The organism is Idiomarina aquatica, assembly GCF_003987185.1.
GTDB lineage: Bacteria > Pseudomonadota > Gammaproteobacteria > Enterobacterales > Alteromonadaceae > Idiomarina > Idiomarina aquatica.
This window is the reverse complement of the sequence record NZ_PIPS01000001.1, coordinates 1,459,891-1,484,619: the sequence shown is the minus strand read 5'-3', so window position 1 is coordinate 1,484,619 and position 24,729 is coordinate 1,459,891. Positions and strand designations below refer to the sequence as shown.

Genomic DNA, 24,729 nt, shown 5'->3' with positions numbered 1-24,729 from the left:
TCAAACTCTTCAATTAAAAGTAGTTCAATCAACTCAATGAATTACGCGTTTTTGCTTAGCTTCAAATTTGAAACCTTGCTGAACACTCATTCAAAAGTTGCAATACATAGTTCGTTTTGCTTAACTTTTGCAAGTGCCCACACAGTTTGCTTGGCTTGATATATTGTTAAAGAGCGTTTCTCAGCAGCGTTGCTGCGAGAGGTGCGTATTCTACACACCTGAAGTTTTCCGTCAACACTTTTTTGAAAAAAGATTTTTTAGAAAACTTCTGTTTTCGGCGGCTTCGTTGCCAGCCTCGAACGTGGAGCGCATTTTAGAGATTTATCTCGCACCGTCAAGGCCTTTTTTGCAATTTTAACTGGTTTTATTGCCGTTTGCGCAAAGTTGCATCAAATCGCTTTGTTTATAGGCAGTTTTACCCCTCGTTAGGTATCTAAAGCCAATATCTGTTATAACTTTGTTAGCTCAGGAAGCGATAAATCAGTAATCATCGAGAAGGGGAACGGAAATGGCAGATATCCGCAGTTTTCACGAAAAGCAGCCGCTACTGGGAGAACGCGTCTATATCGATAATAGTTGTGTGCTAGTGGGCGACATTGAAATAGGCGACGACAGCAGTATCTGGCCATTTGTCGCTGCCCGCGGTGATGTGAACCGTATTCGCATTGGCAAACGCACCAACATCCAAGATGGCACCATCTTACACGTTACCCGCCGCTCAGCCGGTAATCCTGATGGGCACCCACTTATCATTGGCGATGATGTGACCGTTGGTCACCACTGTATGTTGCATGGCTGTCAGTTAGGTCATCGGATCCTGGTGGGGATGTCAGCTGTTATTATGGATGATGTTATCGTTGAAGATGATGTCATCATTGGCGCTGGCAGTTTAGTACCACCGGGTAAACGGCTTGAAAGCGGCTATCTGTACGTGGGCAGTCCTGTAGCGAAAAAACGTCCACTGAATGAAGCCGAGCGGGAGTTTCTAAGTCAATCGGCAGTGAATTATGTCGAACTTAAAAACGACTACTTAATGGATGTTCACCCGGTTTCTTGATTACGTTTAATGAAACCGTCGTTCGTGGTGGCGTTTAATCGACAGTAAATCGGTTTTATCTTCAAGGCGCTGGGCAATGACATGCACAACGCCTTGATGACTTTCCAGTACACCTTTGACTTTTACCAGACGACTGCTTAAAAAAGCTTTGCGATATTTACGCGCTATCGTCGCCCAAACCACCACATTAATATTTCCAGTTTCATCCTCCAGCGTAAAGAAGGTGACCCCACTTTTGGTACCGGGCCGTTGCCGGCAGGTGACCAAACCGGCAACTTCTATCAAGCTACCGCTACGGCCATGCAACAATGCATCGGCGGTGATACAGCCTTTCAACTCGATATGCTCGCGAATCAGTGCCAGCGGATGACGCCGTAACGACAACCCCATGCTGGCGTAATCAAAACCAATGTCTTCCTGCTCGTTGGGTTTGAAAGGCGTTTTATCGTAATTTTCCTGTACCGTCGAAAATAACGGCAACTGTTCATCACTCATCATTAATGCATCCCAACTCGCCTGGTAACGATGTCCGGAAATACTTTTTAAGGCATCGGCTTTGGCGAGCGCCTCAATATCAGATTCAAACAAGCCTGCCTGCCGTAAAGCTTCTATTGTTTTAAAGCCATCACCACGTTGCTCAATTGCCGCTAGCGTGCGTGACTTTGCAAGACCGGCAACTTGCCGCAGTCCCACACGAATAACCTGGCCTTGCGCTGCCAACCACTGGTAATCCCAGTGACTCTGGTTAATGTCGGCAGGCAAAAATTTAACACCGTGACGTTTCGCATCCTGAACCAGTTGCGAAGGTGAGTAAAATCCCATCGGTAAGCTGTTAAGCAACCCAGTATAAAAAGCGCTGGGATAGTGAATTTTCAGCCACGCAGATGCATAAGCTAAATTCGCAAAACTCGCGGAGTGTGATTCTGGAAAACCATATTGACCAAACCCACAAATTTGCTGAAACAAGCGTTGCGCGAATGTTTCACTGTAGCCTCGTGCCAGCATTCCATTAATTAATTTATGTTCAAATTGCTTTAGCTTTCCTGTGCTGTGCCATGACGCCATAGCACGACGCAGTTGATCCGCCTGACCACCACTAAATCCGGCAGCGACCATCGCCAGTTTTATCGCCTGCTCCTGAAAAATAGGCACCCCCAAGGTGCGCTGCAGTACTGATCTCACTTCTTCGCTTGGGTAGTCAATGGCCTCCTGACCAGCCCGCCGACGAAGGTAAGGGTGAACCATGTCCCCCTGAATGGGTCCAGGTCGCACAATGGCGATTTGAATCACCAGATCATAAAACGTTGCAGGCTTTAATCTGGGCAGCATATTCATTTGTGCACGGGACTCTATTTGAAAAACGCCAACGGAATCACCCTTTTGTAGCGTCTGATAGACCTTAATGTCCTCTTGAGGTATCTCTGCCAAACTCAGCCTAATGTTCTGTTGTTCAAGCAGTTGCAGTGTTTTTCTTATGGCCGTCAACATACCCAGCGCCAGCACGTCTACTTTCAGGAGTTTTAACGTTTCAAGATCGTCTTTATCCCACTGAATAACGGTTCGGTCAGGCATACTGGCGTTTTCAATAGGTACTAGCTCGGTTAACGAACCTGCCGCTATGACAAAGCCACCGACATGCTGAGATAAGTGTCGCGGAAACCCCATTAATTGCTCGGTATACTTGAGCAACTGTTGTCCGCGGCGGCTTGCAACCAGTTGTGGATGTTGCTGCTTTAGCTGTTGCTTCCAATCCACACCTTTATCACGACGATCCAACTGCTGCCGAAAATGCTGTAACTGTTGTTCACTAAAACCGAGGGCTTTACCCACATCCCGGAAAGCGCTCCGAAAACGATAACGAATCACCGTAGCCGCTAGTGCCGCTCTGGAACGGCCATACTTACGATAGATGTATTGAATCACTTCTTCACGGCGTTCATGCTCAAAGTCAACATCGATATCAGGGGGCTCATCTCGCTCTTTAGAAATAAACCGTTCGAACAACACCTCTATCTGCGCAGGGTTAACCGCTGTAATTTCAAGACAATAACAAACCACCGAATTTGCTGCAGATCCGCGGCCTTGATAAAAAATGTTGTGTTGTTGCGCAAAACGAACCAAATCATGAATCGTTAAAAAGAAGTACTCATAGCGTTGCTCTTCTATAAGTTGTAGCTCTTTTTCGTACTGAGCCACGACATGGTCTGGAACACCAGCGGGGTAGCGTTTACGCGCTCCCGCTTCCGTGAGTTGGCGTAAATAATCACTGGCTGTTAAACCAGCAGGAACCAATTCAGCAGGGTATTCATAGCGTAATTCCGACATTGAGAAATGACATTGTTCAGCAATGTTGACGCTTTCCTGCAACCAATCTGGAGGGTAGCATTGCTGTAGCTCCGTTAAACTTCGTAACCGTTGCTCACCATTGATGCTGGCATGTTCAGGGTGGGCCAGTAACGATTCTCCATGAGCAATTGCAGTAACAATATCAAGCAAGGGCTGGCGACTTGCCTCATGCAACAAGCAGCCGCCGGCAGCAACAACCTTAACCTGCAATTGCTGACTTAAGCGCTGTATAAAACGAAACTGGTCTTTATCATCATGGTGATAGTGCCTTTCATATAAAAGCCAAAAACGCTGTCGCCAATACCGCTTTAGCTGATGACCAAAATTCAGCGCTTTTGCATAGGAAATACCACCTCGCTTGGCCTGCGGTAACCACAACAAAAAACAGTCTTCAAACCCATTGAGGAAATCTTCCGCTAATGCCTGATAATCGCCTTTTACTGCTCGACCACGAAACTCTGTTATTTTTCGACAAAGTTGTGCATAGCCTTTGCGGCTAGGGCAAATCACCACCAACACACCGAGCTCGGCGACATGAAACTCGCTCCCAACAATCAGCTTAATGGACTGATTACGGGCGGCTTCATAGGCTCTGACAATGCCAGCAACGGAACATTCATCGGTGATAGCAATCGCTTCATAGCCAAGTTCTGCCGCTTTATCGACCAGCTCAGCAGGGAATGCCGCAGCCCGCAAAAAGCTGAAGTTACTTAAGCAATGAAGCTCTGCGTAGCGCATTAACTAAACCAGCCCTGCAAAAACCATTGCTGCTGATAAAACAACCAACCGGTTCGCTGTTGGTTGTCTTTTGCAACCCAATAATCGCGCGATGTCGTATCTTCATCCCACCAACCGGTATGCAAACGCTCGGGTCCGTCGATTAACCGCCAGTGCTGAATATCAATAGGTTGTGGTGTTTCAAGCAGCCAGATAGGGCGTTTGGCAATACGTTCAGAGCCCGTCGTGGGAACCCCGGGCTGTTGTTTTTGTTCATTGAGCAAGGGTCGAAAGTCACTTGAAAGCGCCGGGCTGTATACCGCCCGCTCACCAAGTCGAGCCTGTAATCGGCTCAACAAGTCCGGTAAATCACCCTGATGGCGGGAGGCATCAGCCAACAACTGTCCGCTATCACTGTCCAGTTCATGTAAATAATCAGCTCGCAGGCTTAGCGCCATTACCGGCTGCTTCAGTGGATAACGGTCAACCTGTAACTGAATAAACTGCAGGAACTGTGAGGCACGCCAACTGTCCGATGCCAAGCGTAGAGGAATAAGCGTTTGCTGTTGTTCCCGGTGATGCAGAGTAATATCCAATTGCCGGATCGCTTTTTGGCGCTGATACAAAAACTGCTCAAGTTCTTTCAGGGCTCTTTTTAATGGAAACAACAGACCTTGCCAGCGCTCAATTTCCGTCACCAAATCAAAAGAAACATAAAATCGTTCGGCCGGCTGGTAAAAATGGACAGAAGATTTTTGTTCCCCCCGTAACACCGCTAATGCTTTAACCAGTTCATTGCCAAAACGCTTGCCGATTTGCGCCGTCGGTATTTGAATAAGGTTTTGTAGTGTTTTGATGCCGGTTTTTTTGAGTTTCTCAACGCGTTTTGCGTTCCACCCAAACTGTTCTACCGGCAAGTCAGCTAATGCTTGGTGAATATCCCAGCGATCTGTGGATAATTGCTCGACACCTGCTTGTGCGAGGCATTGTGCTGCTTCAGGGCTATAAGCCAGGCTTAAGCAAGCATCTAATTCAAAAGCCTGAAATTGCTCTTGCAGATGACAAACCAGAGGATCCATTCCCTGGTAAAGTCGCAATAAACTCTCAACGGCTATCGCAATCCCCTGAGGTGGAAAAAGCACCTGCTTATCAACCGACTGATAAAGCTTATCCGCAAGCTGTTGCAGAGCCTGGGCTTCTTTTTTCATAGAATACTGCCGACAAATAAGTTCTGGTACCAAGCTTTGCGCCAGCGCTATGCTCTGACCTTTTTCAACACCGGCAGCTACGGCTTTCGCATTACATTGAACAATGGTTTCTTTATTTGTCTGGCCGTTATCATAGAACGCTAAAGGGTAGTCATCGACAACGGGATGGATACGACACACCGTATCCATTAACAGTTGCGGAAAATGGCAGTATAACCACAGGCTCATAAAGCAATCTTCTGCACCGGCCAACCATAGCGGCGCTTAACGATGTCCACTTCAACCCCCCCATGCTGTAATGCAATCCGGTTGGTGTAAGAGCGAGCTTCAGGTTGTGATTGTATCCCGGTAAAAACAAAACCAGGTTGATGCCCACTTTGAGCCGCTTTATACCAACGGCGAACTTTATTGGCATCGATGTCTTCCTGAGAACCCCAGAATAAAGCGATTCCGGTACCACTTTTTAATACTTGCTCAAAAGCCCAGGCTGCATTCTGTTGCTGCGCCTGCACGATAATCTGTAATGAAGGCTCTGCTAATTGCCAGCTCAGTCCTGCTGCCGAAACTAACGCCGGTGGATTAATCCAGAACACCGGCACTTGTCGAACCAAAGCCTGCTGTAACAATGGTTTGATCAACCGATACTCGGTGAATTCATTTTGTCGCTGGCATTCATGTAACCCATCTAACTGCCAGCCTCCGCCCAACTGTTTATCCAAAACATCCGAGCCACTGTGCAAGTACTCTTGCTGTTTTCCTGAGCTAGGCCGACCTTGCCAGAGCAATCCTTTATCAACCAATTTTTTAAGTTTTGGTTGCATAAGAACCTCCAAACAAACACTGTACATATATACAGTATACCAACTTTATTGTTTTTACAATAAAAGGTGTTCAGAACAGACATCGTTCATTTGTTCCGTTATGATTTAGATCAGATTAAACAGGTCGCTATCACACAGGGTTAACGCATGCTGACAAAGTTACTCATTCCTTTTCGCGTAATCATTAACTTTCTCTGGGCTCTGGTAACAACCGCGATGATTGGGGTAGCCATTATTATTGTCGGTATTTTTAAACTGCTGTTGCCTATTGCGCCGGTTCAGGCTTTGCTGTCAACCGTTGCGAATGGCCTGTTCCGGCTATGGGCTTATGCAATGTCGATGTTATTTCAGCTAACCCAACCGATGAGCTGGCATATTGAAGGCGATCTGGCATTACATAAAAAAGGCTGGTACATGATCATGGCCAACCATCGCAGTTGGGTCGATGTGTTTGTCTTGATGCACCTGGCCAGACGCAATATGCCCATGCCACGTTTCTTTTTAAAACGGCAGTTGCTTTGGATCCCAATCGTAGGGTGGGGTTGCTGGGTATTGGATATGCCCTTCATGCGACGTTACTCTAAAGATGTGATAGCAAAAAAGCCTCACCTGAAAGGTCGTGACATAGAAACCACACGTCGCTCCTGCGCTAAGTTTAAGCACATTCCGACAACCGTCGTTAACTTCTGCGAGGGCACGCGCTTTACACCGGAAAAACATCGTCAAAAAGACAGCCCTTATCGTTATCTGCTGCCACCTAAAGCAGGTGGTACAGCTTTCTCTTTACAAATCATGGGTGATCAATTTGAGGCGATTTTGGATATTACCATTGCTTATCCCGGCAAAGATGATCGCCCGGTGGTATGGCATTTACTCAGCGGGCAACTGAGAAATGTTTACGTACATGTACGCACTTTACCCATCAGCGCCGATCTCATCGGTGACTATGGTAACGATGAGCAGTTTAAAACCCATTTTCAAAAGTGGCTGAATCAACGTTGGCATGAAAAAGACGCTATTATTGAAGCGTTGCACGAGAAAATGGAGCAAGCCCACCAACAAAGGTAACGACTATGGATTTAGAGTTCGTCACTGCATGGCTAAACAAAACGGGCTTTGAACAAGGCGTTATTGAACACCTGGCGATCGCTATCAATATCGTGCTTATTGTCTTGGCCAGCTATGTCGCATATGCGGTTTCACGCTTCTTTATTGATCTGGCCATCCATCGATTATTAAATAAAGCCCCCGAGCGCTGGTACAATGCGTTGGTCAACAGTGGTTTCTTCAAACGCTGCGCAAACCTGGCTCCGGTACTGGTCATTAACGCCTTCATTCCGGTCATCTTCGTTGAGCGTTTTGAAACCTGGCAAGACCCTCTGCAAACCGCTGTCAGCATTTATTTAACCTGGATAATCACCAGCATTCTAACGGCCCTGGCTAACGTGGTGCACATAGCCTACGAATATTCCAGTAAAGCCAAAGAGGTGCCAATAACCGGGGTGATTCAGGTTATTAAGCTGATCCTTGTGCTAATGGCCATACTCATCACTGTTGCCATCATCATGAATAAGTCACCGATGTATCTGCTCAGTGGTTTTGGTGCCATGACCGCAATTTTAATGGTGGTCTTTAGAGACACTTTAATGGGCTTTGTCGCCGGTGTGCAGCTCGCCACTAATCGCATGGTCGCGATTGATGACTGGATTCAAGTACCGGATTCAAATGTCGATGGCGTGATCAAGGAGGTCGGCCTTATCACGTTAAAGGTCGAAAATTGGGACAAAACCACAGTGTACTTGCCGACCTATGTGCTTATCCATCAGTCCTTTAAAAATTGGCAAGGCATGATCAACGCGGGTGGCCGCCGCATGATGCGATCGATCATGATTGATTTGGACAGCACGAGCCAACTTAACGATGAAAAACTAACAGCATTAGTCGATACGTATTTTTCGCAAGACCTTAAGTCTTGGCTGGAGCAAAACGAGCTGAGCTGCCCGGTCAGCAACCTGACGGCGTTTCGGTTGTACGCCGAACATTATCTTGCTAACCATCCTAAGGTTCGCCAGGACATGACCCATATGGCGCGCTTACTACAACCAACCCCTGCAGGATTGCCACTAGAGATTTATGCGTTCTGTGAAGAAACTCAGTGGACGCAATACGAAGCCATTCAATCCGCGATTGTCGAGCACCTGTATTCCGTGCTGCCGGAGTTCGGGTTAAAACACTATCAGTATTTGAATAAAGCGTTGCCTGACGCAGGCAAATGATTTTTTGTGAAGACGTTAATGCAGGGTAGTACTTCCATGTACCGCTTTCATTCCGTGCAAAACCTACGTTACCAAAGCTTCTTTAATGAAGCAAATTTATTTTTCACACTACAATATGAACATTGTCATATTCGGAACATAAAAAACCCTCAGATATCTGAGGGTTAAGTTTGGTAAATTATTTTTCGATAAGGTAGCTTGCCAACTTGGTGAAGTCCGCAGCGAAGTCCTCGCTGTCACGAAATCCTTGCGGCAACATCTTATACTTACCATTCACAATAAAGGTTGGTGTTGCATTAACGCCCAGATTGCTCGCTCGGCGATCCATTTTACTGGCAGCAGCACGTACGGCGAAACTTGCTAACGCTTTATCAAATTCATCACCGGCTACGCCGTTAACCACAAACACATTACGAATATCCTGCTTACTGGTCAGCATACTGTTTTTGTTAAAGTTGTAATCAAAAATCGCATCACTGATTTTCTCTTCGATATCGAGCTTTTGCGCTGCTGCAAAAGCTTTGGTCATCGTTTCGCCAACATCACCACGCGGGCTGATAAACGACACATGAGCTTTCTCAAAGGCTTCCGGATGCGCTTCTTTTAATGCCTTAGCGATTGGCTCGAAACGGAAACAATGTACGCAGTAGAACGAGAAAAATTCAACAATTTCAGGCTTACTGGTCGCTTCATCAGCGATTGTTTCGTAGTGAACACCTTCTTCAAATTGTTGCGCCTGAGCACTGCCTATTACCAATAAAGCCGCACTCAACAACCCTAAAAACCATTTGCTCATAGTTACACCTTAATTACGTTATTATCTAAAACCCGAGCCGCAGCGGCGCCTCATCCAACGCGGCAAATTGTTCTTTTAATGCCAATACCTGATTTTCCCAATAGCGGTCTTCTGCAAACCAAGGAAACGCCCGCTGAAAGGCACTATCTTGCCAGCGTTTCGATAACCATGCCATATATTGAATGATTCTGAATCCACGTAAAGGTTCAATTAACAGCAGTTCTGATTTATCAAACGAGCAAAATTCCTCATAGCCTTCGATTAGAGCATCAAGTTGTACCGTTTGTTCCTCACGCGGACCATTCAACATCATCCACAAGTCTTGGATAGCGGGTCCGGTGCGACAATCATCAAAATCGACAAACGTCAGTTGATCGTCACGTTGCAAAATATTACCAATATGACAGTCGCCATGCAGCCGCTGTGTACTAAAATCGTTCAGAGGTGTGCTTTCCAAGCGCTTTGCCAGCGGCTCTAAAATGGCAAAAAATGCCGTTTTTATGCTGTCCGGAATCAGCTCGCTTTGTTGCAACTCAGCAACTGACTCACAAACAAACTGCTGATAATTAATGGTTTCACGGGAGTGAAATGTTCCAGCCCGCGCTACCGCATGCAGACGCCCAATTTGCCGGCCAAGCCGTTCGAGCTGATCAAGGTTATCTGGCTCAAAAGCTCTGCCGCCAATGCTGGGGAACAAACAAAAGTGATAGCCTTCATACTCATGCAGCGTCTTGCCATGGATACGCAAAGGGGCAACAACCGGGATCTCTTCATCCGCCAGTTCCTGAGTAAATTGGTGTTCCTCAAGAACCTGTTCTAACGACCAACGTCCGGGGCGGTAGAACTTAACGACGTAACGTTGATGGTTATCGGTACTGAACTGGTAAACACGGTTTTCATAACTGTTGAGCGCCAGCAGGCCACTACTTGGATAAACCTCCAGGGTCTCCAGCGCTCGTATCAGCGTATCAGGACCAAGCCCCTGAAACGCGAAATCATTTTGCAGCATATACCTACTCGTAAATAAAACGTGTTTCGTGTGTTAACACCACGTCGGGATCATTTACGGACTGTACCACAAAATCGAAATCAGAAATTTGCTCTTTTAGCAGACTCGGGGGAACGGCCACGGTGATCGGCAGACTTCCTACCTCACCGGCTTCAACCGTCTTACGCGTATCGCCGATCAGCCGATATTGCTCAAACCCATTGAGAGAAATTTCATAGGTATGGTCTTGCTGCGACTTATTGACGATTTTCAGTGTATAGACGTTTTCTATTTCACCTTGAATGTTTTCACGATACAGCGCATTTCGGTCACGCAGAATATCAACCTCTAACGGAATACGAGTGGCAACGTCGATGACCAGAACCGCGGTTACCGCAAGCATCATAATGAAGTAACCAATGCTCTTCATACGCCAGGGGTTGGTTTTTTCGGATTTCTGTTTAGCGGCGAGGTTACGCTCAGTGGTGAAACGAATCAGCCCTCGAGGGTAATTCATTTTATCCATGACGTCGTTACAGGCATCTATACAGGCACCGCAATCAATGCATTCGTATTGCAGGCCGTTGCGTATGTCGATGCCGGTCGGGCAGACCTGAACGCACATATAGCAATCGATGCAGTCACCAAGGCCTTTTTCTTTTGGATCCACTTTGCGCGAGCGAGGTCCTCTTGGCTCACCACGATTGACGTCATAACTGACTGTGTAGGTATCCTTGTCAAACATGGCTGACTGAAAACGTGCATACGGACACATATGGGTGCACATGATTTCCCGCATATAGGCGGCATTGCCGTATGTACAAAACGTAAAGAACAACACACTGAACGTCGCCCAAAACCCGGCTTCCAGGGTAAAAAAGTTAACGAATAGGGCACGAACATCGGTAAAATAACCGACAAATATCATTGACGTTAACAACGCCACAGCAATCCAGCTTAACTGTTTGCCGGTCTTGCGCCACAACTTATCAAAATCCATTTTGCGTTGATCTAATTTAATTCGCTTGTTACGCGGGCCTTCAAATTTTTTCTCGAACCACATGAAAATCGCGGTCCAGGTGGTCTGCGGACACATAAAACCGCACCAAACCCGACCCCAGATGGTGGTGACAAAAAACAAGGCTACAGCCGCAACAATGGCAAACAAAGCAACTATGGTGAAGTCCTGAGGCCATAAGGTGAGACCAAAAATTCGGAAGCGCTGCTCCATGATATCAAGCAAGATCGCCTGTTCACCCTGATAAGTAATCCAGGGTAGCGCCGCAAAAACCGCTAATAGGATGAAGCCGAAAATACGCCGAAAATACTCCATGCCACCTTTGACATCACGTACATAAATTCGGCTTCTGGGAGAGTAGTCGTTGTTATTTTGAGAGCTTTTCGGACGCTGGATTTTGACCTTATCCGCTGCCTGAACTTTGATTTTCTGTTCCATTGCGCTACCACTTGATATCGGTCATGTATCGCCCAGTATATCTAACATACCGTTGACATGCATCAATTAACTCGCTGACTCGATGATGCAATCTAACAACACATTGGTGCCAGCTTCGACATCGTGCCAGTGAGACCATTCGTCAGGTGCATGACTTACGCCATTCACTGACGGAATAAAAATAAGCCCAGCGTCCGTGATCTGCGCCAGAAACTGCGTATCATGACCTGCACCACTAGGCATTTTCACACAAGATAGCTTACGTGACTTCGCTTTCTTTTCTATGATCTGCGTCAACTTGTCGGAACAAGCCTGCGGTTTCAACCAACTGACCTGTTCGTATTCAAACATCAGTCGGTGTTTTCGCGCGATTGCAGAGAGCGCTTTGCGACACGAATCGGCTAGCTCTTCCATGATCTCGTTGCTCATATCTCGCCCCACAATGGTAAACACAGCTTCTCCTGGAACCGTGTGCGGACTGCCGGGCTTTAAGTCAACTTTACCCACGGTAATGCGAGTTTTATCGGTACCGTCTTCGGCAATGATACGGTCAATCTCGTGCGCGAAGTCTGCCAACCCCATAAACGCGTCACTGCGCATGTTCATGGGTGCCGTGCCAGCATGATCGGCCTTACCTTTTAAGTGAACGATCCACTTGAAGACACCGGATATTCCCTCCACCGCACCAATGCAAATGTCCTCATTAAACAACACCGGTCCTTGTTCGATGTGCAATTCATAGAAAGCTTTTAAACGCTCGGGCGGCCAGGCGGCATCAAGCACATTCATCACATCCAAGCCATGTTCAGCCAGCGCATCTTTTAAATAGACATTATCAGCGTCGTGAGCGGACATCAGCCAGTCCATATTTAAAGCACCGGCTATTGCCTGTGATCCCATCATACCGCCAAAGCGACCTTCTTCCTCGGCCGTTGCAACAACCCATACCGGATGCTCCAACTGCACGTCATGGTCGGTTAACGTGCGCAGTACCTCCAACCCGGACAGTACCCCAAGCGCGCCATCAAAAATCCCCCCGGCCGGTACGGTATCCAAATGTGAGCCCGTCAATACCGCCGGCTTTTTATGATAATCGCCGATGCCAAAAAAGACGTTCCCGGCACCATCCATGTGCGCTTGATAGCCCTCAGCTTTGACGGTATCCAAAAGCCAGTGTCTGGCCTCCATATCCGCCGCGGTAAAGCCCCAACGGTAAACGCCATGGTCTTCCTCGTTATAGCCAATTTGGGAGAGTTCACGAATAGAACGCTTTAAGCGCTCGATATTGATATTCAACATCTTTCCTCCTTTGCTCAGCTTATTAATAACTGTAGGACATGATGCTGAAATAGAAAGAAAAAAAAGCCCGCACAAGGCGGGCTAAAGCGTTGCGAACAGTATGGCTACTGCTCTAGACAGGGGATGGAGCGTGGCGCTCCTGAGGGATTACGACAGTTTGCGCGCAGTCACAGCTGCGTTAAGTACCGCCGCCAACTTAATACTGGATTGAATCGCCTGAGCCGACACCTCGTGTTGCAACAGTGTTTTTACGTGCGAATCAATACATAGGCCACAGCCGTTTAACGCTGACACGGCCAGTGAATACAACTCAAAATCGGCTTTCTCAACACCCGGATTAGCCATTGCGTTCATGCGCAGGCCCGCCGGAAGTTTGGTAAATTGCTTGTCGCTGGATAAGTGCAAAAAGCGATAATAAACATTGTTCATTGCCATCAGGGTCGCCGCTAACTTAGCCGCGCTTTTTACGTTATCTTCAATTTTACCTTCGGCTTCTGCCTCGATGGCTGCAATAAGTTCTTCATCGGCAATGCTGTAAGCCAACGAAAGTGCCGTTCCGTAAAATTGATCCGTCGTTAAACCGGATGTATCAACGTTGTTAAACAAGCTTGATAGATTCAGTTTGGTGTCTTTACCGTGGTCACCTAATAGCTGCTTGTAATCTGCAATTGCCATGAACTACTCCTAAATCGTTTCAACAGACACCCGGAGAGAACCAGCCCGGGTGTCACTATGATTAATCCCTATTACAGAGTGTCGCCACCAACAGCGCGGTTGCACGGACACAGTTCATCTGTCTGTAAACCGTCAAGAATGCGCAGAATTTCTGCTGGGTTACGACCAACATTCAAGTTGTTTACCGATACGTGCTGAATGACGTTGTGAGGATCGACAACGAAGGTAGCACGCAGCGCTACGTTTTCTTCTTTGTCGCGGACACCCAGGCCGTCAACCAATGATCCGTTGTCTGCAAACGAGTATTGGTTCAAGCGATCAAGATCCGGGTGCTCACGGCGCCATGCCAGCTTCACAAATTCGTTGTCTGTGCTACCGCCAAGGACCACCGCGTCGCGATCCGCAAACTCTTCGTTCAACTTGGCGAACTCTACAATTTCAGTAGGGCACACGAAGGTGAAATCTTTTGGATAGAAGAAAATGATTTTCCATTTTCCGGCAAAGCTCTCGTTGTTAATCGTTTCAAACGCGCTTTCGCCGTTCTCTTCTGGCATATTGAAACCAGGCTTAGCTGCAACAACGCTGAATTCTGGTAATTTATCACCGACTGTTAACATAGATTTCTCTCCTAACAAGTGTTTTAAAAAATGTGCTGTAACGTTTCGATGAGTATGTTACGCAGAACGTCTTATTGGATAAAACGAATAAAACCTATTATGATAATCGGTAAATCGGATTAAAATTTCGGAGTGCCATCATGGGAAAGTTACCAAGCTTAAAAAACCTCAGTTATTTACTGGCGTTGCACCAGCAACAAAACTTTAACCGCGCAGCGGCCGCTTGTAATGTCAGCCAGTCAACCTTAAGCAGCGGCATTCAGAACCTCGAAGAGCAATTGGGCTGCCAATTGATTGAACGTGACCACAAGTCGTTTTTATTCACGGCCATCGGTGAAGAAATCGTTGAACAGGCGCGCAACATCATCACCTCAACCGAAGAGCTGGTTCATTACGCCAAAGGCCATGGCAATATCCTGGAAGGTCCGGTTCGGCTTGGGATCATTCCTACCATTGCCCCGTTTGTGGTAGGTGCACTCAGCAAGCGTGTGCAACAGAACTATCCGAAATTGTCACTTCAACTGGCCGAAGATACCACCAACAATTTGCTCAATGCCTTGCGCGATGGCGATTTAGACATTCTGCTGTTGGCATTACCGATGGATATCCAGGGCAACCAAAAATGGACACTCGGCCGCGACCCATTTAAGTTGGTTGCTCACAAATCAATCGCGGACAAACTGGGGGAACCGGTTGATTACGACATGCTACCGGACGGCAGTATTTTCCTGCTCGAAAAAGAGCATTGCCTGACCGGTCATGCGGTGTCCGCGTGTCAGTTAACCGACACGGTAAAGGTGAACCCATTTACCGCAACCAGTTTGCACAGCCTCGTGCAGATGGCAGACGCTCGCGGCGGCGCTACCTTCATGTCACAGATGGCCATAGACCACGGTATTTTAGACAATACCGATTTGATTCCGTTGAAACCCAGTGGGCAAGAGGCGTCCCGGGATATCGGTCTGGTCTATCGGGCGACCACCAGCCGCCGCCAGACATTCCGCAAAATTGCGGAAGAGATTGCAACCTTGTTACCAATTAACACCTTGTCTTAAGCAACCTTAACGTCGGCGGGCAGGCGGCAATGGATAACGATCAGCCAGACTGATGCTTTCACCGTCTGGCTTGATCACCCTGGCATGACGACGGGTTAACTGCCGAGGGTCAGTCACACCACAAGAGTGAGCGATGATGTTAACGCCGTATTCCAGGTATTTATGGTAATTCGCGACCCGTTCCGCTTTGTCGGTTGGATCGAGGCCTTTTTGTAACCTTGGATTATCGGTTGTGACACCGGTTGGACAGGTGTTTTTGTTGCACTGCATCGCCTGAATACACCCTAACGAGAACATAAAGCCGCGCGCCGACACCACAAAATCAGCCCCCATCGCAATCGCCCAGGCCACGTCAGCCGGCGAAATCATCTTACCGGAACAAATCACTTTTACTCGTTCTTTAAGGCCTGCTTCGGTTAATTTATCAATTAAAATGGGTAAGCTTTCTGACAGTTTCAAACCAACATAATCCATCAACGGTTGCGGAGCTGCACCGGTTCCGCCGTCGGCACTGTCGAGCGTAATAAAGTCGGGCGCCGACGCTTCGCCTCGCGCCAGGATCGAATCAACCAGTTCGTCAATCCAGCTGGGATCGCCCATCACAAACTTAAAACCTGTCGGCTTACCGGTGATACACCGAACTTTATCGATAAAATCGAGTAATTCTTCGTTGTTACTGATTTCAAGGTGACGGTTGGGACTGATGGCGTCTTTTCCAACTTCAATGCCGCGGATTTGGGCAATTTCCGCATTAACTTTTATACCGGGCAAGATACCGCCTTTGCCGGGCTTTGCCCCCTGGCTGAGTTTAATTTCAAACATCTTCACATTGTCGTGGCGACCCAGTTCAGCCAGGCGCGACTCATCCAGCTTACCGTCTTTGGTGCGGACACCAAATTTAGCCGTGCCCATTTGGAAAACAATGTCGCAGTGTCCGGAAAGATGATACGGAGACAGTCCACCTTCACCGGTATTCAACCAGCACCCGGCCTTGGCAGCTCCATTAGACAAGGCTTTGACCGCAACCGGTGACAACGCGCCGTAACTCATTCCGGAAATGTGGAAATAGGACCGTGGATAATAGGGCGTCGAACAATAGGGACCGATTTCAACCGGTTCCGGTTTTACTGCCTGTTCAGCGAGCGGCGGGTAGGGGGCGTTACTGAAAATGATCGTCCCGGTGCGGGTTAAGTCACGGGTAGAACCAAAAGCAACGTTACGGTCGGCATTTTTTGCGGCTCGATATACCCAGCTTCGTTGCGCCCGGTTAAAGGGCATTTCTTCACGATCCATCGCGAAGAAATACTGCCGCATAAACTCACCCATGCGTTCAAAAATATACCGAAACCGTCCGACCACAGGATAATTGCGGCGAATGGTATGTCGTACCTGTATTTTATCAACCACGTACATCACACCAATACTGATCAGCAGAACGATCAGTAACAGCACAAAAGCCGCTGCCATCCACTGCCCGAAAATGAGCAATGAATTACTGTTAAACCATGTCGATGTCATTAATTCGCCGTCTGTTGCGCTTGTTTCAATTGTTCAGCAATGGCTTTGGTGTTCATTGCTCTCAATGTTTTTTGCTCTGCTGTGCGCATATCGATAGTTTTGCCGGTATGTTGCTCGATCATTTTTTGCGCTTGCTGATAGGTAAGAGGTCCCTCGTTACGCAGAGCATAAACGCTATCGTCTTCGCCATCAACGGCGCCCGAGTTGGGCAAATAAATCGTACCGTTATGGAAATCCACCGCAAAAGCGACTAAGCCCGGGATCACAAACAATAGCAACCCTACGCCGTTCATCGCCGCCACGCCGGGATCAATACGGCCATCGGTCTGACCTTTACGTTCCGGGTACAGTAGCGTCCCACAAGCCGATAAATGTGCAATTAGACCAACACCCACCAGCGCTTTTACAATACCTTTTATTTTCATGATGTTACGCTCTCTCTTTATTAAGTGACTGACTCTTATTAACGGTGATAACCCCAAACAGATCAAGTCGGCACTCATCAAAATACGTATTTTTACCGTATACTGCTTTGACACAGTAAACGAACAGCAAGAGGAAATACTATGCAAACCAGTAAATTGGCTCTGGTTGTTGCCGTTTCATTAGGACTTAGCGCAACCGTCGCTGCTGATGAATACACAACCGAACGACATACGGTCGAGATGACCACCTTAACAGAAAACTTATCGCACCCCTGGGGTATGACATTTTTACCTGACGGCAGTATGTTGGTGACGGAACGAGACGGCATCCTTAATCATATTTCCGCCGACGGCTCTGAGCGTACTAAAATTAAAGGCACTCCAGAGGTGGTTGCGCGCAGTCAGGGCGGGCTACTGGACGTCAATATCGATCCGGATTTCAGCAACAACGGCTGGGTTTACATCAGTTACTCAGAGCCGAATCAAAGCGGTGGTGAGGGTAACAGTACCGCCGTTATGCGCGGTAAACTTGATGGCGACCAGTGGGTCGACGGCGAAGTCATTTTCCGACAGGCACCTAAGTATGAAAGCGGCGCCCATTTTGGCTCTCGTTTAGTGTTTTCACCTGAGGGGCACCTGTTTATTACGTTAGGTGACCGTTACTCTCGTATGGAAGATGCGCAAACACTGGATAATCATCACGGTAAAATTGTCCGCATCTGGCCCGATGGCAGTGTTCCTGAAGATAACCCCTTCGTTGGCGATGACGACGCGCTGGACGAAATCTGGTCTTATGGTCATCGTAACGTCCAGGGTGCCGCTATCCATCCGGACACCGGCGAACTATGGACGATTGAACATGGTCCACAGGGCGGTGACGAAGTTAACATTCCGAAAGCCGGTAAGAACTATGGCTGGCCAACCATCACTTACGGCGAAGATTACGGCGGCGGTGAAATTGGTATTGGTACGCACAAAGAGGGTATGGAGCAACCTTATTATTATTGGCTGCCATCGATTGCGACTGCTGGTTCAATCTTCTACACCGGCGATCAGTTTAAGCATTGGCAGGGGGATCTGTTAGTTACCGCTCTGCGCGGACAAATGATTGCCCGGTTGGATCTTGAAGAGGGTCGCATGATTCATGAAGAACGTCTGTTCGACGGCGATATTGATTTTCGCATTCGGGATATCGAACAAGGGCCTGACGGCATGTTGTACATCCTCAGCGACGAAGACAATGGTCGTTTAATCAAACTTTCACCCGCAGCAGACTGAGTTATGATGAAGTATCGAACGTTACTGGGGTTGCCATTTATGGCAGCCCCATTTTGTTACGCACAACAAACAGCCCCCGAGAAAATTGATGAACATGTTGTCGTTACGGCGACGCAAAGCCAACAGTCCTGGCTGACCAGCCCAGCCAGTGTGACTCGGGTAGACACCACTCAACAGCTACCGTCGCTCAACATCGATGCTGGCGATATGCTCGAGGGCATTCCCGGCATTCAAGCCGACAGTCGCTATAACTATGCACAGGATACTCGGCTGGTAATACGGGGGTTCGGAGCCCGCGCGGCTTTCGGCGTACGTGGCCTGCAACTGAATATTGATGGCATTCCGTTATCGATGCCCGACGGTCAGGCACAAACCTCAAGCATTATGCTGGATGATATTGCCAGCATTGAAGTGCTAAGAGGGCCATTAGCCGTACTCTACGGTAACGCCGGTGGCGGTGTTGTCGAATGGCAAAGCCAAGCGCCGATGAGTAGCCAGATAGCGTTGAGTACAAAACAATCGGCAGACAACCTGCAACGTTACGGTGCCGATCTTCAATACGCCGGCGAGCAACATCAGTTAAAACTGATGGCAACCGACTTCACAACCGATGGTCCGCGGCCACATAACCGCGCAGAACGCCAACAGCAGGCCTTGCGCTGGTACATGACACTGAGCGATAACCAGCAGTTGGTGCTGCGCTATGACAATAATTATGCACCGCTGTTGCAGGACCCTAGCGCGTTAACCCCGGCTGACTGGCGCGCTGACCCCACGCAAACGGTACAACGCGCTATCGATTTTGATACCCGGAAACGTATCCATCATCGGCAAGGCTCTTTAAGCTGGCGCTATGAAACCGATCACCAAAATTATCGTCTTTCGGCCTGGCAGGGCGATCGCGATATTGTCCAGTTTCTACCGTTTTCTGGTGCTGACTTAACCAGCTCTGGCGCGGTTATCGATTTGTCGCGACAATTTGAGGGACTGCATGCCTTCGCTCAATGGCAACTTAGCGAACAACTTGATATCAGCGGCGGTTGGATGCATGAAAGCCAGCAGGATCATCGTTTTGGTTTGGTTAATGATAATGGCAGCCGTGGCGAACTGCGGCGCGATGAGTTCAACCACATAGACAGTCAAAGCCTTTATTTACGCTCTGACTGGCAGCTTGCCGACAACTGGCAGGTAAATGCAGGTATTCGCTATAACGAGCTCGATTATCGGGTTATGGACTACTACATTAGCCCGGCAAATCCCGATGACAGCGGCGGCAAAACCTTTGATGAGCTATCCGCTGCCGCAGCAGTCACATGGCAACTGTCCGAAACCATCAGCAGCTACCTGAGTTATGGTGAAGGCTTCGAAACACCAACCCTGACTGAGTTGGCTTATCGCAACCAGGGCAGTGGTCTTAACACAGAGCTAATGCCCTCCACCAACAAACAGTTGGAAGCCGGACTAAAAGCGTATATCGCCGAAAACTGGCGCTTAGGCCTGTCTGTCTTTGATATCCGCAGTGACAACGAAATTCTTGTGGATCAGTCCAATGATGGCCGTACAACTTATCGTAACGCTGCCAAAACCGCTCGCGAAGGTCTCGAACTTTCACTGCAGGGGTCACTGATCAATGACAGACTTGACGCATGGGTATCATATACTCATCTGTCTGCAACGTTCGAAGCCGGCGAGTTAACGGGTAATCAATTACCTGGTGTCGCGAAAAATCAATGGTACGGCAGAATCAATTATGCACTGCCACAGCAATGGCAAGTGCAAGTGTCAGCTCGTTATCGGGATTCGGCCTACAGCTCGGACAATAATCAAGTCAAGGCGCCAAGTTATACCTTATTTGATGCCGCCGTCAGAAAGTCCTGGCAGTGGGGAGAGCATCAACTCGAGGGTTGGTTATTGTTGGATAATATTACCGATAAGGCCTACGTCGGCTCGGTGGTCGTCAATCAAGGCAGTGGCCGCTCTTTTGAGCCTGGTATCGGCCGTCAGCTCAGCGTCGGCCTAGAGTGGAGCCGACGCTTTTAACAGCTAATGATTGAGAGCGATGGGTTAAACCATCGCTCTTAGTACGTCCAGAAGGCGTTCCGCGGTTTGCTCTGACGAAGCCGGGTTTTGACCGGTGATTAACATACCGTCCTGCACCGCATAAGCTTGCCAATCATCGACTTTGCGATAATGCCCGCCTTTCTCACCGAGCGCATCCTCTAACAGGAACGGCACCACCGAGGTTAACCCAACCGCCTCTTCTTCAGAGTTACTAAAACCTGTCACCGTTCGCCCCTGAACGATCGGGTCTCCGGCCGGCGTTTTCGCGTTGAGCAACACCGCTGGCGCATGACAAACGGCTGCAACCGGCTTGCCTTTGCTCCAGAACTGTTCAATTAAGTGAATCGAATGCTCATCATTGGTCAGATCCCAAAGCGGTCCATGTCCACCGGGATAAAAAATGGCATCAAAATCGTCAACATTGATTTCATCCAACTTACAACTGGTTGCAAGTTTTTGCTGCGCGCTCTCATCGTTATCGAAACGACGCGTTGCCTCAGTCTGCGCATCTTCAGCAGCGCTGTTTGGATCAATCGGAGGCTGCCCACCTTTTGGCGACGCAATGGTGACTTCCGCGCCAGCATCGGTAAAGACATAATAAGGGGCTGCAAACTCTTCAACCCAAAAGCCCGTTTTGTTGCCGGTATCACCAAGCTCATCGTGTGAGGTTAGTACCATTAAAATCTTCACTACACTCTCCTTAACTCACGTGTTATCTGTGCTCTGGATACGTTCTTAGCGCTCGCTTTGATCACCCTGGTCATCAAGCCAGCGGTATAGCGTTCGCCGAGTAATACCCAGTATATCTGCTGCTTTCGACTTATTGCCCTCGACGTGTTGCATCACCCGTTTGATGTAGTCCTCCTGCAACTGATGCAAGGTGGGCCACTCATTTTTCAGACTGCCCTGATCTGGGCCACTGTATTCAAGAATCCGTTTGGGTAAGTCATCACAGTGGATGGTGTCATCCGCACTGAACGCCATCGCTCGTTCTATCGCATTCTGCAACTCGCGAACATTACCCGGGAACGGGTATCGGTAAAGTGCCTCCAACGCATCGCTATCAATATCCTTGATACGTTGCTCATTCTGAAGCTCATTAATGAAGTGACGCACCAACCGCTCGATATCTTCCCCGCGCTCGCGCAATGCCGGTACGTAAAGCGAGAAGGTCTCCAAGCGGTAAAAAAGATCCTGCCGAAAGCTGCCTTGTTCGACGTTTTGTTCGAGATTTTGATGCGTTGCCGCCAGAATTCGCACATCAACGCGCTCTTCCTTATCACTCCCCACAGCACGCAGCGTACCCTCCTGCAAAACTCTGAGTAATTTAGCTTGCAGCGCCATCGGCATTTCACCAATTTCGTCCAGTAGCAGCGTACCACCATCCGCTTGCTTCAATAGTCCGCTGCGTTTTCCTTTCGCACCCGTAAAGGCGCCGGCCTCATGACCAAAGAACTCGCTTTCCATCAAGTCGGCCGGGATACCGGCACAGTTAACCGCCTGAAACGACTTGTCCCGCCGCTCGCTGAGCTGATGAATCGCTCGCGCCACCAGCTCTTTCCCGGTACCGCTCTCACCCAAAATCAGCACGCTGCCATCCACCGCTGCAATTTGCTCGATTTGGGTGTAAAGCTTTCGCATCGCCGGACTTTGCCCAATCATTCCGGCGGGGCCGGTCTGCTGGGTTTTAAAGCGGTTCAGTTCTTGTTTTAAACTGCGGTGCTCAAGGATTCGTTGCACGCTCAGCAACAAGTGTTCTACGTCCAGCGGTTTAGTCAGAAAGTCTGCGGCCCCCTGTTTCAGTGCATCAACCGCCTGATCAACCGTGCCAAACGCGGTGATCAACAACACCGCGGGTGGATTATTCTGTTGCTGTAACGTTTGCAACAGCGACATGCCCGAGGTTCCCGGTAGACGAATGTCACTTACCACCACATCCGGCTGCCCCTCCTGGCTGAGATAGTCTTCGACACTGCCATGATGCGTTACACGGTAGCCCTCTGCCTCAAGCTCTTCGACCAGCAACTCATTCAGTGCCGGATCATCCTCAATAACCGCTACCCAGGCCTTATTCATACTCATACCCTTTACTCCTTACTTGCTGGCAGACGCAACCGTACACAGCAGCCACCATGCTCCGCATTTTCCAGAGTCATCGACCCGTGATGATCGGTCATCACGTGGCTGACAATGGTTAACCCCAGACCGGTACCTTTGCCTTGCGGCTTGGTACTGTTAAAGGGTTGTGTGGCGGTGTTTTTCATGGCGTCGTCGATCCCGGGTCCATCATCGCAAACACAGATTTCTACCGTATCACCACCCCGTAACGACACCACAATTTCTGACTTCGCTGCCTGTAGGGCGTTTCTCAATACATTGATCAGCGCCAGCTCAAAGCGCTTATCGTCGACATTAATCAACGACGAAACCTGGCCATCAACGCGTATTTTTATCGGGTCATCATCGCGCTCATAACCAATACTTTGAATGGCTCTGGCGAGCAGTTGTTGCACCTCACAAGGCTTACGCTCAGCAACCGGGGTGCGAGAGAACGCTAATAATTGATTAACCAGCCCGGTCAGCCGTTGGACTTGTCCGCGGACAGCATCCAACTGACGTATCTCTTCGCTATTGGTGTTGTTTTTTAATAATCGCTTGGCGCGCGCATCAATCACCGTCAACGGCGCACCAAGCTCATGCGCAACACCGCTGGCGACACTGCCGATTGCCGCCATTTTTTCTTGCTCACGAAGCGCTTGTTGCAACTTTTCTTCCTGTTGGCGACGCTGCTTTAATTCCTGTTCCGCACGGTCGATACTGTCCAGCATGCGGTTCAAGCCGTCACTGATTTCAGCGATCTCACTTGGGCCCTGAGGCGTTACACGAATATCGCGATCACCCTCAGCCACGCGTCGCATGGCATTTTTTAATTCCACAACGTGGCGGCCAACGCCGCGATAATGACCAAAAATAAGCACCGCAATGGTAACTAATGCAAACGCCGCCCAGCTAAACCAGGCCACCTTACTCAGTTGCGCAAATCGTTCATCAAAATCGCTGGCCTTTCGATTGATCTGCAGTAAGCCGATGATACGTCCGCCACGGTCAATGATTGGCATAAACTGGGAGAACACGTCTTGCCCTTCGACACGTCGGTAATCGTCTTGTGTGACACCGGTTTCTACCGTTTGCTGGGCGAGAAAGCTGTTAGACAGATCCGTTTCGGTAATACCGGCTTCCGCAACCTGATTGCCTTCTACATTATAAACCGAGGCACCGTAGACTCGACCAATTGAGAACACCGAGTCTAAGTTAGCCTGCACCGCAGGTAAGTCATTGGTTAATAAAGCATCACTTATCGGTAAGCTAATGGCACGACCCAACAGTTCCAAATCCGCTTTTAATCGCTGTTCTTCTTGTTGCGCCATTAGCTGCAAACCAAAACTGATTGCGACACCGGATATCACGATCATCGGAACGACAACATAAAGCAGTAGTCGTTTCTGCAAACTCGACAGGTTTAAACTGTATCTTTTTGTCATTCATGCTCCTCCAACTGTATCAAAACGATACAGGTTTTCACCCGACGCTGCTCTACAAATCATTCAATTTAATATTTTTCATTAATAATCAATGATTTGCAAAACTGGCACGGTCTTCGCTTTAGGTACAGTGAGCAAATTTAGTTCCAGACAACACTTAGGAGTCTATTATGAAAAAGACATTAATCGCATTAGCAACCGTTATGGCCTTTGGTTCAACAGCCGCTATCGCTCAACAACAAGGGCAAGCAGCTCAACAAATGGCTCAGCAGCAAGCTCAACAGAAAATTACTGAAGGCATGCTGGTCAAGTTTGTAACAGCGATGGAAGACGTACAAGCCGTTACTGAAAAGTATCGCGAAAAATTCCAAAACGCTGAGAACCAGGAGGAAGCTCGTACTATTCAGCAGTCTGCACAGGAAGAAATGATTGCGGCCGTTGAAGACGCTGGCTTAACACCTCAAGAGTACAACCAAATCATTCAGCAAGCGCAAAACGACGAAGAGTTGCGTAACCGTTTGCAGGAAATGACTGGTGAAGACTCGTAATTCATCACCGGCAGAAACGTAAAAAGGCGGCGACTTAAGCCGCCTT

21 protein-coding genes are annotated in these 24,729 nt (G+C 48.5%); 7 read left to right on the top strand and 14 right to left on the bottom strand.

Features of this window, described 5'->3' with window-relative positions; genetic code table 11:
* Positions 1 to 508 precede the first annotated feature (508 nt).
* Entirely contained in the window at positions 509 to 1,057 is a 549-nt protein-coding gene (locus CWE23_RS06880; protein WP_105307596.1) for a gamma carbonic anhydrase family protein, read from the top strand.
* 6 nt (positions 1,058 to 1,063) lie between these two features.
* Here CWE23_RS06880 and CWE23_RS06875 read toward each other — a convergent pair whose 3' ends face one another.
* The 3 genes from CWE23_RS06875 to CWE23_RS06865 are packed head-to-tail and all read right to left on the bottom strand — an operon-like array spanning position 1,064 to position 6,149.
* Positions 1,064 to 4,141 carry an error-prone DNA polymerase gene (locus CWE23_RS06875; RefSeq protein WP_126819818.1) on the bottom strand — a complete coding sequence of 1,026 codons (3,078 nt, stop codon included), beginning with the start codon at positions 4,139 to 4,141 and terminating at the stop codon, positions 1,064 to 1,066.
* A complete protein-coding gene (locus CWE23_RS06870; RefSeq protein ID WP_126819817.1) occupies positions 4,141 to 5,556 on the bottom strand; it encodes a Y-family DNA polymerase in 1,416 nt (471 codons plus the stop codon). The genes CWE23_RS06875 and CWE23_RS06870 overlap by 1 nt, the downstream gene beginning before the upstream one ends.
* Positions 5,553 to 6,149, bottom strand: coding sequence for an ImuA family protein (locus CWE23_RS06865; RefSeq protein WP_126819816.1), 597 nt, complete (start codon positions 6,147 to 6,149; stop codon positions 5,553 to 5,555). The genes CWE23_RS06870 and CWE23_RS06865 overlap by 4 nt, the downstream gene beginning before the upstream one ends.
* 147 nt (positions 6,150 to 6,296) lie before the next feature.
* Here CWE23_RS06865 and CWE23_RS06860 point away from each other — a divergent pair, with 147 nt between their 5' ends.
* Together CWE23_RS06860 and CWE23_RS06855 are read left to right on the top strand one after the other, a co-directional pair.
* Complete coding sequence (locus CWE23_RS06860; protein ID WP_105307600.1) at positions 6,297 to 7,217, top strand: acyltransferase; 921 nt, start codon at positions 6,297 to 6,299, stop codon at positions 7,215 to 7,217.
* 5 nt (positions 7,218 to 7,222) lie between these two features.
* Entirely contained in the window at positions 7,223 to 8,425 is a 1,203-nt protein-coding gene (locus CWE23_RS06855) for a mechanosensitive ion channel family protein (protein WP_105307601.1), read from the top strand.
* Between the two features lie 178 nt (positions 8,426 to 8,603).
* Here CWE23_RS06855 and CWE23_RS06850 read toward each other — a convergent pair whose 3' ends face one another.
* The 6 genes from CWE23_RS06850 to CWE23_RS06825 form a co-directional block, all read right to left on the bottom strand.
* Positions 8,604 to 9,221, bottom strand: coding sequence for a thiol:disulfide interchange protein DsbA/DsbL (locus tag CWE23_RS06850; protein WP_105307602.1), 618 nt, complete (start codon positions 9,219 to 9,221; stop codon positions 8,604 to 8,606).
* A gap of 25 nt (positions 9,222 to 9,246) precedes the next feature.
* Positions 9,247 to 10,230 (bottom strand): serine/threonine protein kinase, encoded by a 984-nt coding sequence (locus CWE23_RS06845; RefSeq protein ID WP_105307603.1) that lies wholly within the window; start codon positions 10,228 to 10,230, stop codon positions 9,247 to 9,249.
* A 4-nt stretch (positions 10,231 to 10,234) separates the two neighbouring features.
* A complete protein-coding gene (ccoG, locus tag CWE23_RS06840; protein ID WP_105307604.1) occupies positions 10,235 to 11,665 on the bottom strand; it encodes a cytochrome c oxidase accessory protein CcoG in 1,431 nt (476 codons plus the stop codon).
* Positions 11,666 to 11,731: 66 nt separating this feature from the next.
* A complete protein-coding gene (locus CWE23_RS06835) occupies positions 11,732 to 12,964 on the bottom strand; it encodes a Zn-dependent hydrolase (RefSeq protein ID WP_105307605.1) in 1,233 nt (410 codons plus the stop codon).
* Positions 12,965 to 13,111: 147 nt separating this feature from the next.
* Positions 13,112 to 13,639 (bottom strand): carboxymuconolactone decarboxylase family protein, encoded by a 528-nt coding sequence (locus CWE23_RS06830; protein WP_105307606.1) that lies wholly within the window; start codon positions 13,637 to 13,639, stop codon positions 13,112 to 13,114.
* Between the two features lie 71 nt (positions 13,640 to 13,710).
* A complete protein-coding gene (locus tag CWE23_RS06825; protein ID WP_105307607.1) occupies positions 13,711 to 14,256 on the bottom strand; it encodes a peroxiredoxin in 546 nt (181 codons plus the stop codon).
* A gap of 140 nt (positions 14,257 to 14,396) precedes the next feature.
* Here CWE23_RS06825 and CWE23_RS06820 point away from each other — a divergent pair, with 140 nt between their 5' ends.
* Entirely contained in the window at positions 14,397 to 15,311 is a 915-nt protein-coding gene (locus tag CWE23_RS06820) for a hydrogen peroxide-inducible genes activator (protein ID WP_105307608.1), read from the top strand.
* Positions 15,312 to 15,317: 6 nt separating this feature from the next.
* Here the strand turns inward: CWE23_RS06820 and CWE23_RS06815 are convergent, their stop codons facing one another.
* Together CWE23_RS06815 and CWE23_RS13840 are read right to left on the bottom strand one after the other, a co-directional pair.
* Positions 15,318 to 16,829, bottom strand: a complete 1,512-nt coding sequence (locus tag CWE23_RS06815) for an FMN-binding glutamate synthase family protein (RefSeq protein ID WP_105307609.1) — start codon at positions 16,827 to 16,829, stop codon at positions 15,318 to 15,320.
* Entirely contained in the window at positions 16,829 to 17,254 is a 426-nt protein-coding gene (locus CWE23_RS13840) for a hypothetical protein (protein WP_198678808.1), read from the bottom strand. Before CWE23_RS13840 ends, CWE23_RS06815 begins: the two co-directional genes overlap by 1 nt.
* A 141-nt stretch (positions 17,255 to 17,395) precedes the next feature.
* On the opposite strand from CWE23_RS13840, the gene CWE23_RS06805 reads away from it, so the two are divergent.
* A complete protein-coding gene (locus tag CWE23_RS06805; RefSeq protein WP_126819815.1) occupies positions 17,396 to 18,532 on the top strand; it encodes a PQQ-dependent sugar dehydrogenase in 1,137 nt (378 codons plus the stop codon).
* A 3-nt stretch (positions 18,533 to 18,535) separates the two neighbouring features.
* Positions 18,536 to 20,572, top strand: a complete 2,037-nt coding sequence (locus CWE23_RS06800) for a TonB-dependent receptor family protein (protein WP_241970557.1) — start codon at positions 18,536 to 18,538, stop codon at positions 20,570 to 20,572.
* 24 nt (positions 20,573 to 20,596) lie between these two features.
* On the opposite strand, the gene CWE23_RS06795 is transcribed toward CWE23_RS06800, so the two are convergent.
* Genes CWE23_RS06795 through CWE23_RS06785 form a run of 3 tightly spaced genes read right to left on the bottom strand, consistent with a single transcriptional unit; the run spans position 20,597 to position 24,135 of the window.
* Positions 20,597 to 21,283, bottom strand: coding sequence for a type 1 glutamine amidotransferase domain-containing protein (locus CWE23_RS06795; RefSeq protein WP_105307612.1), 687 nt, complete (start codon positions 21,281 to 21,283; stop codon positions 20,597 to 20,599).
* 45 nt (positions 21,284 to 21,328) lie between these two features.
* On the bottom strand, positions 21,329 to 22,675 hold the full coding sequence (locus CWE23_RS06790) for a sigma-54-dependent transcriptional regulator (RefSeq protein ID WP_105307613.1): 1,347 nt from the start codon (positions 22,673 to 22,675) through the stop codon (positions 21,329 to 21,331).
* Positions 22,676 to 22,680: 5 nt separating this feature from the next.
* On the bottom strand, positions 22,681 to 24,135 hold the full coding sequence (locus CWE23_RS06785; protein WP_126819814.1) for a sensor histidine kinase: 1,455 nt from the start codon (positions 24,133 to 24,135) through the stop codon (positions 22,681 to 22,683).
* Positions 24,136 to 24,305: 170 nt separating this feature from the next.
* Here CWE23_RS06785 and CWE23_RS06780 point away from each other — a divergent pair, with 170 nt between their 5' ends.
* A complete protein-coding gene (locus CWE23_RS06780) occupies positions 24,306 to 24,683 on the top strand; it encodes a DUF4168 domain-containing protein (RefSeq protein ID WP_105307615.1) in 378 nt (125 codons plus the stop codon).
* Positions 24,684 to 24,729 lie beyond the last annotated feature (46 nt).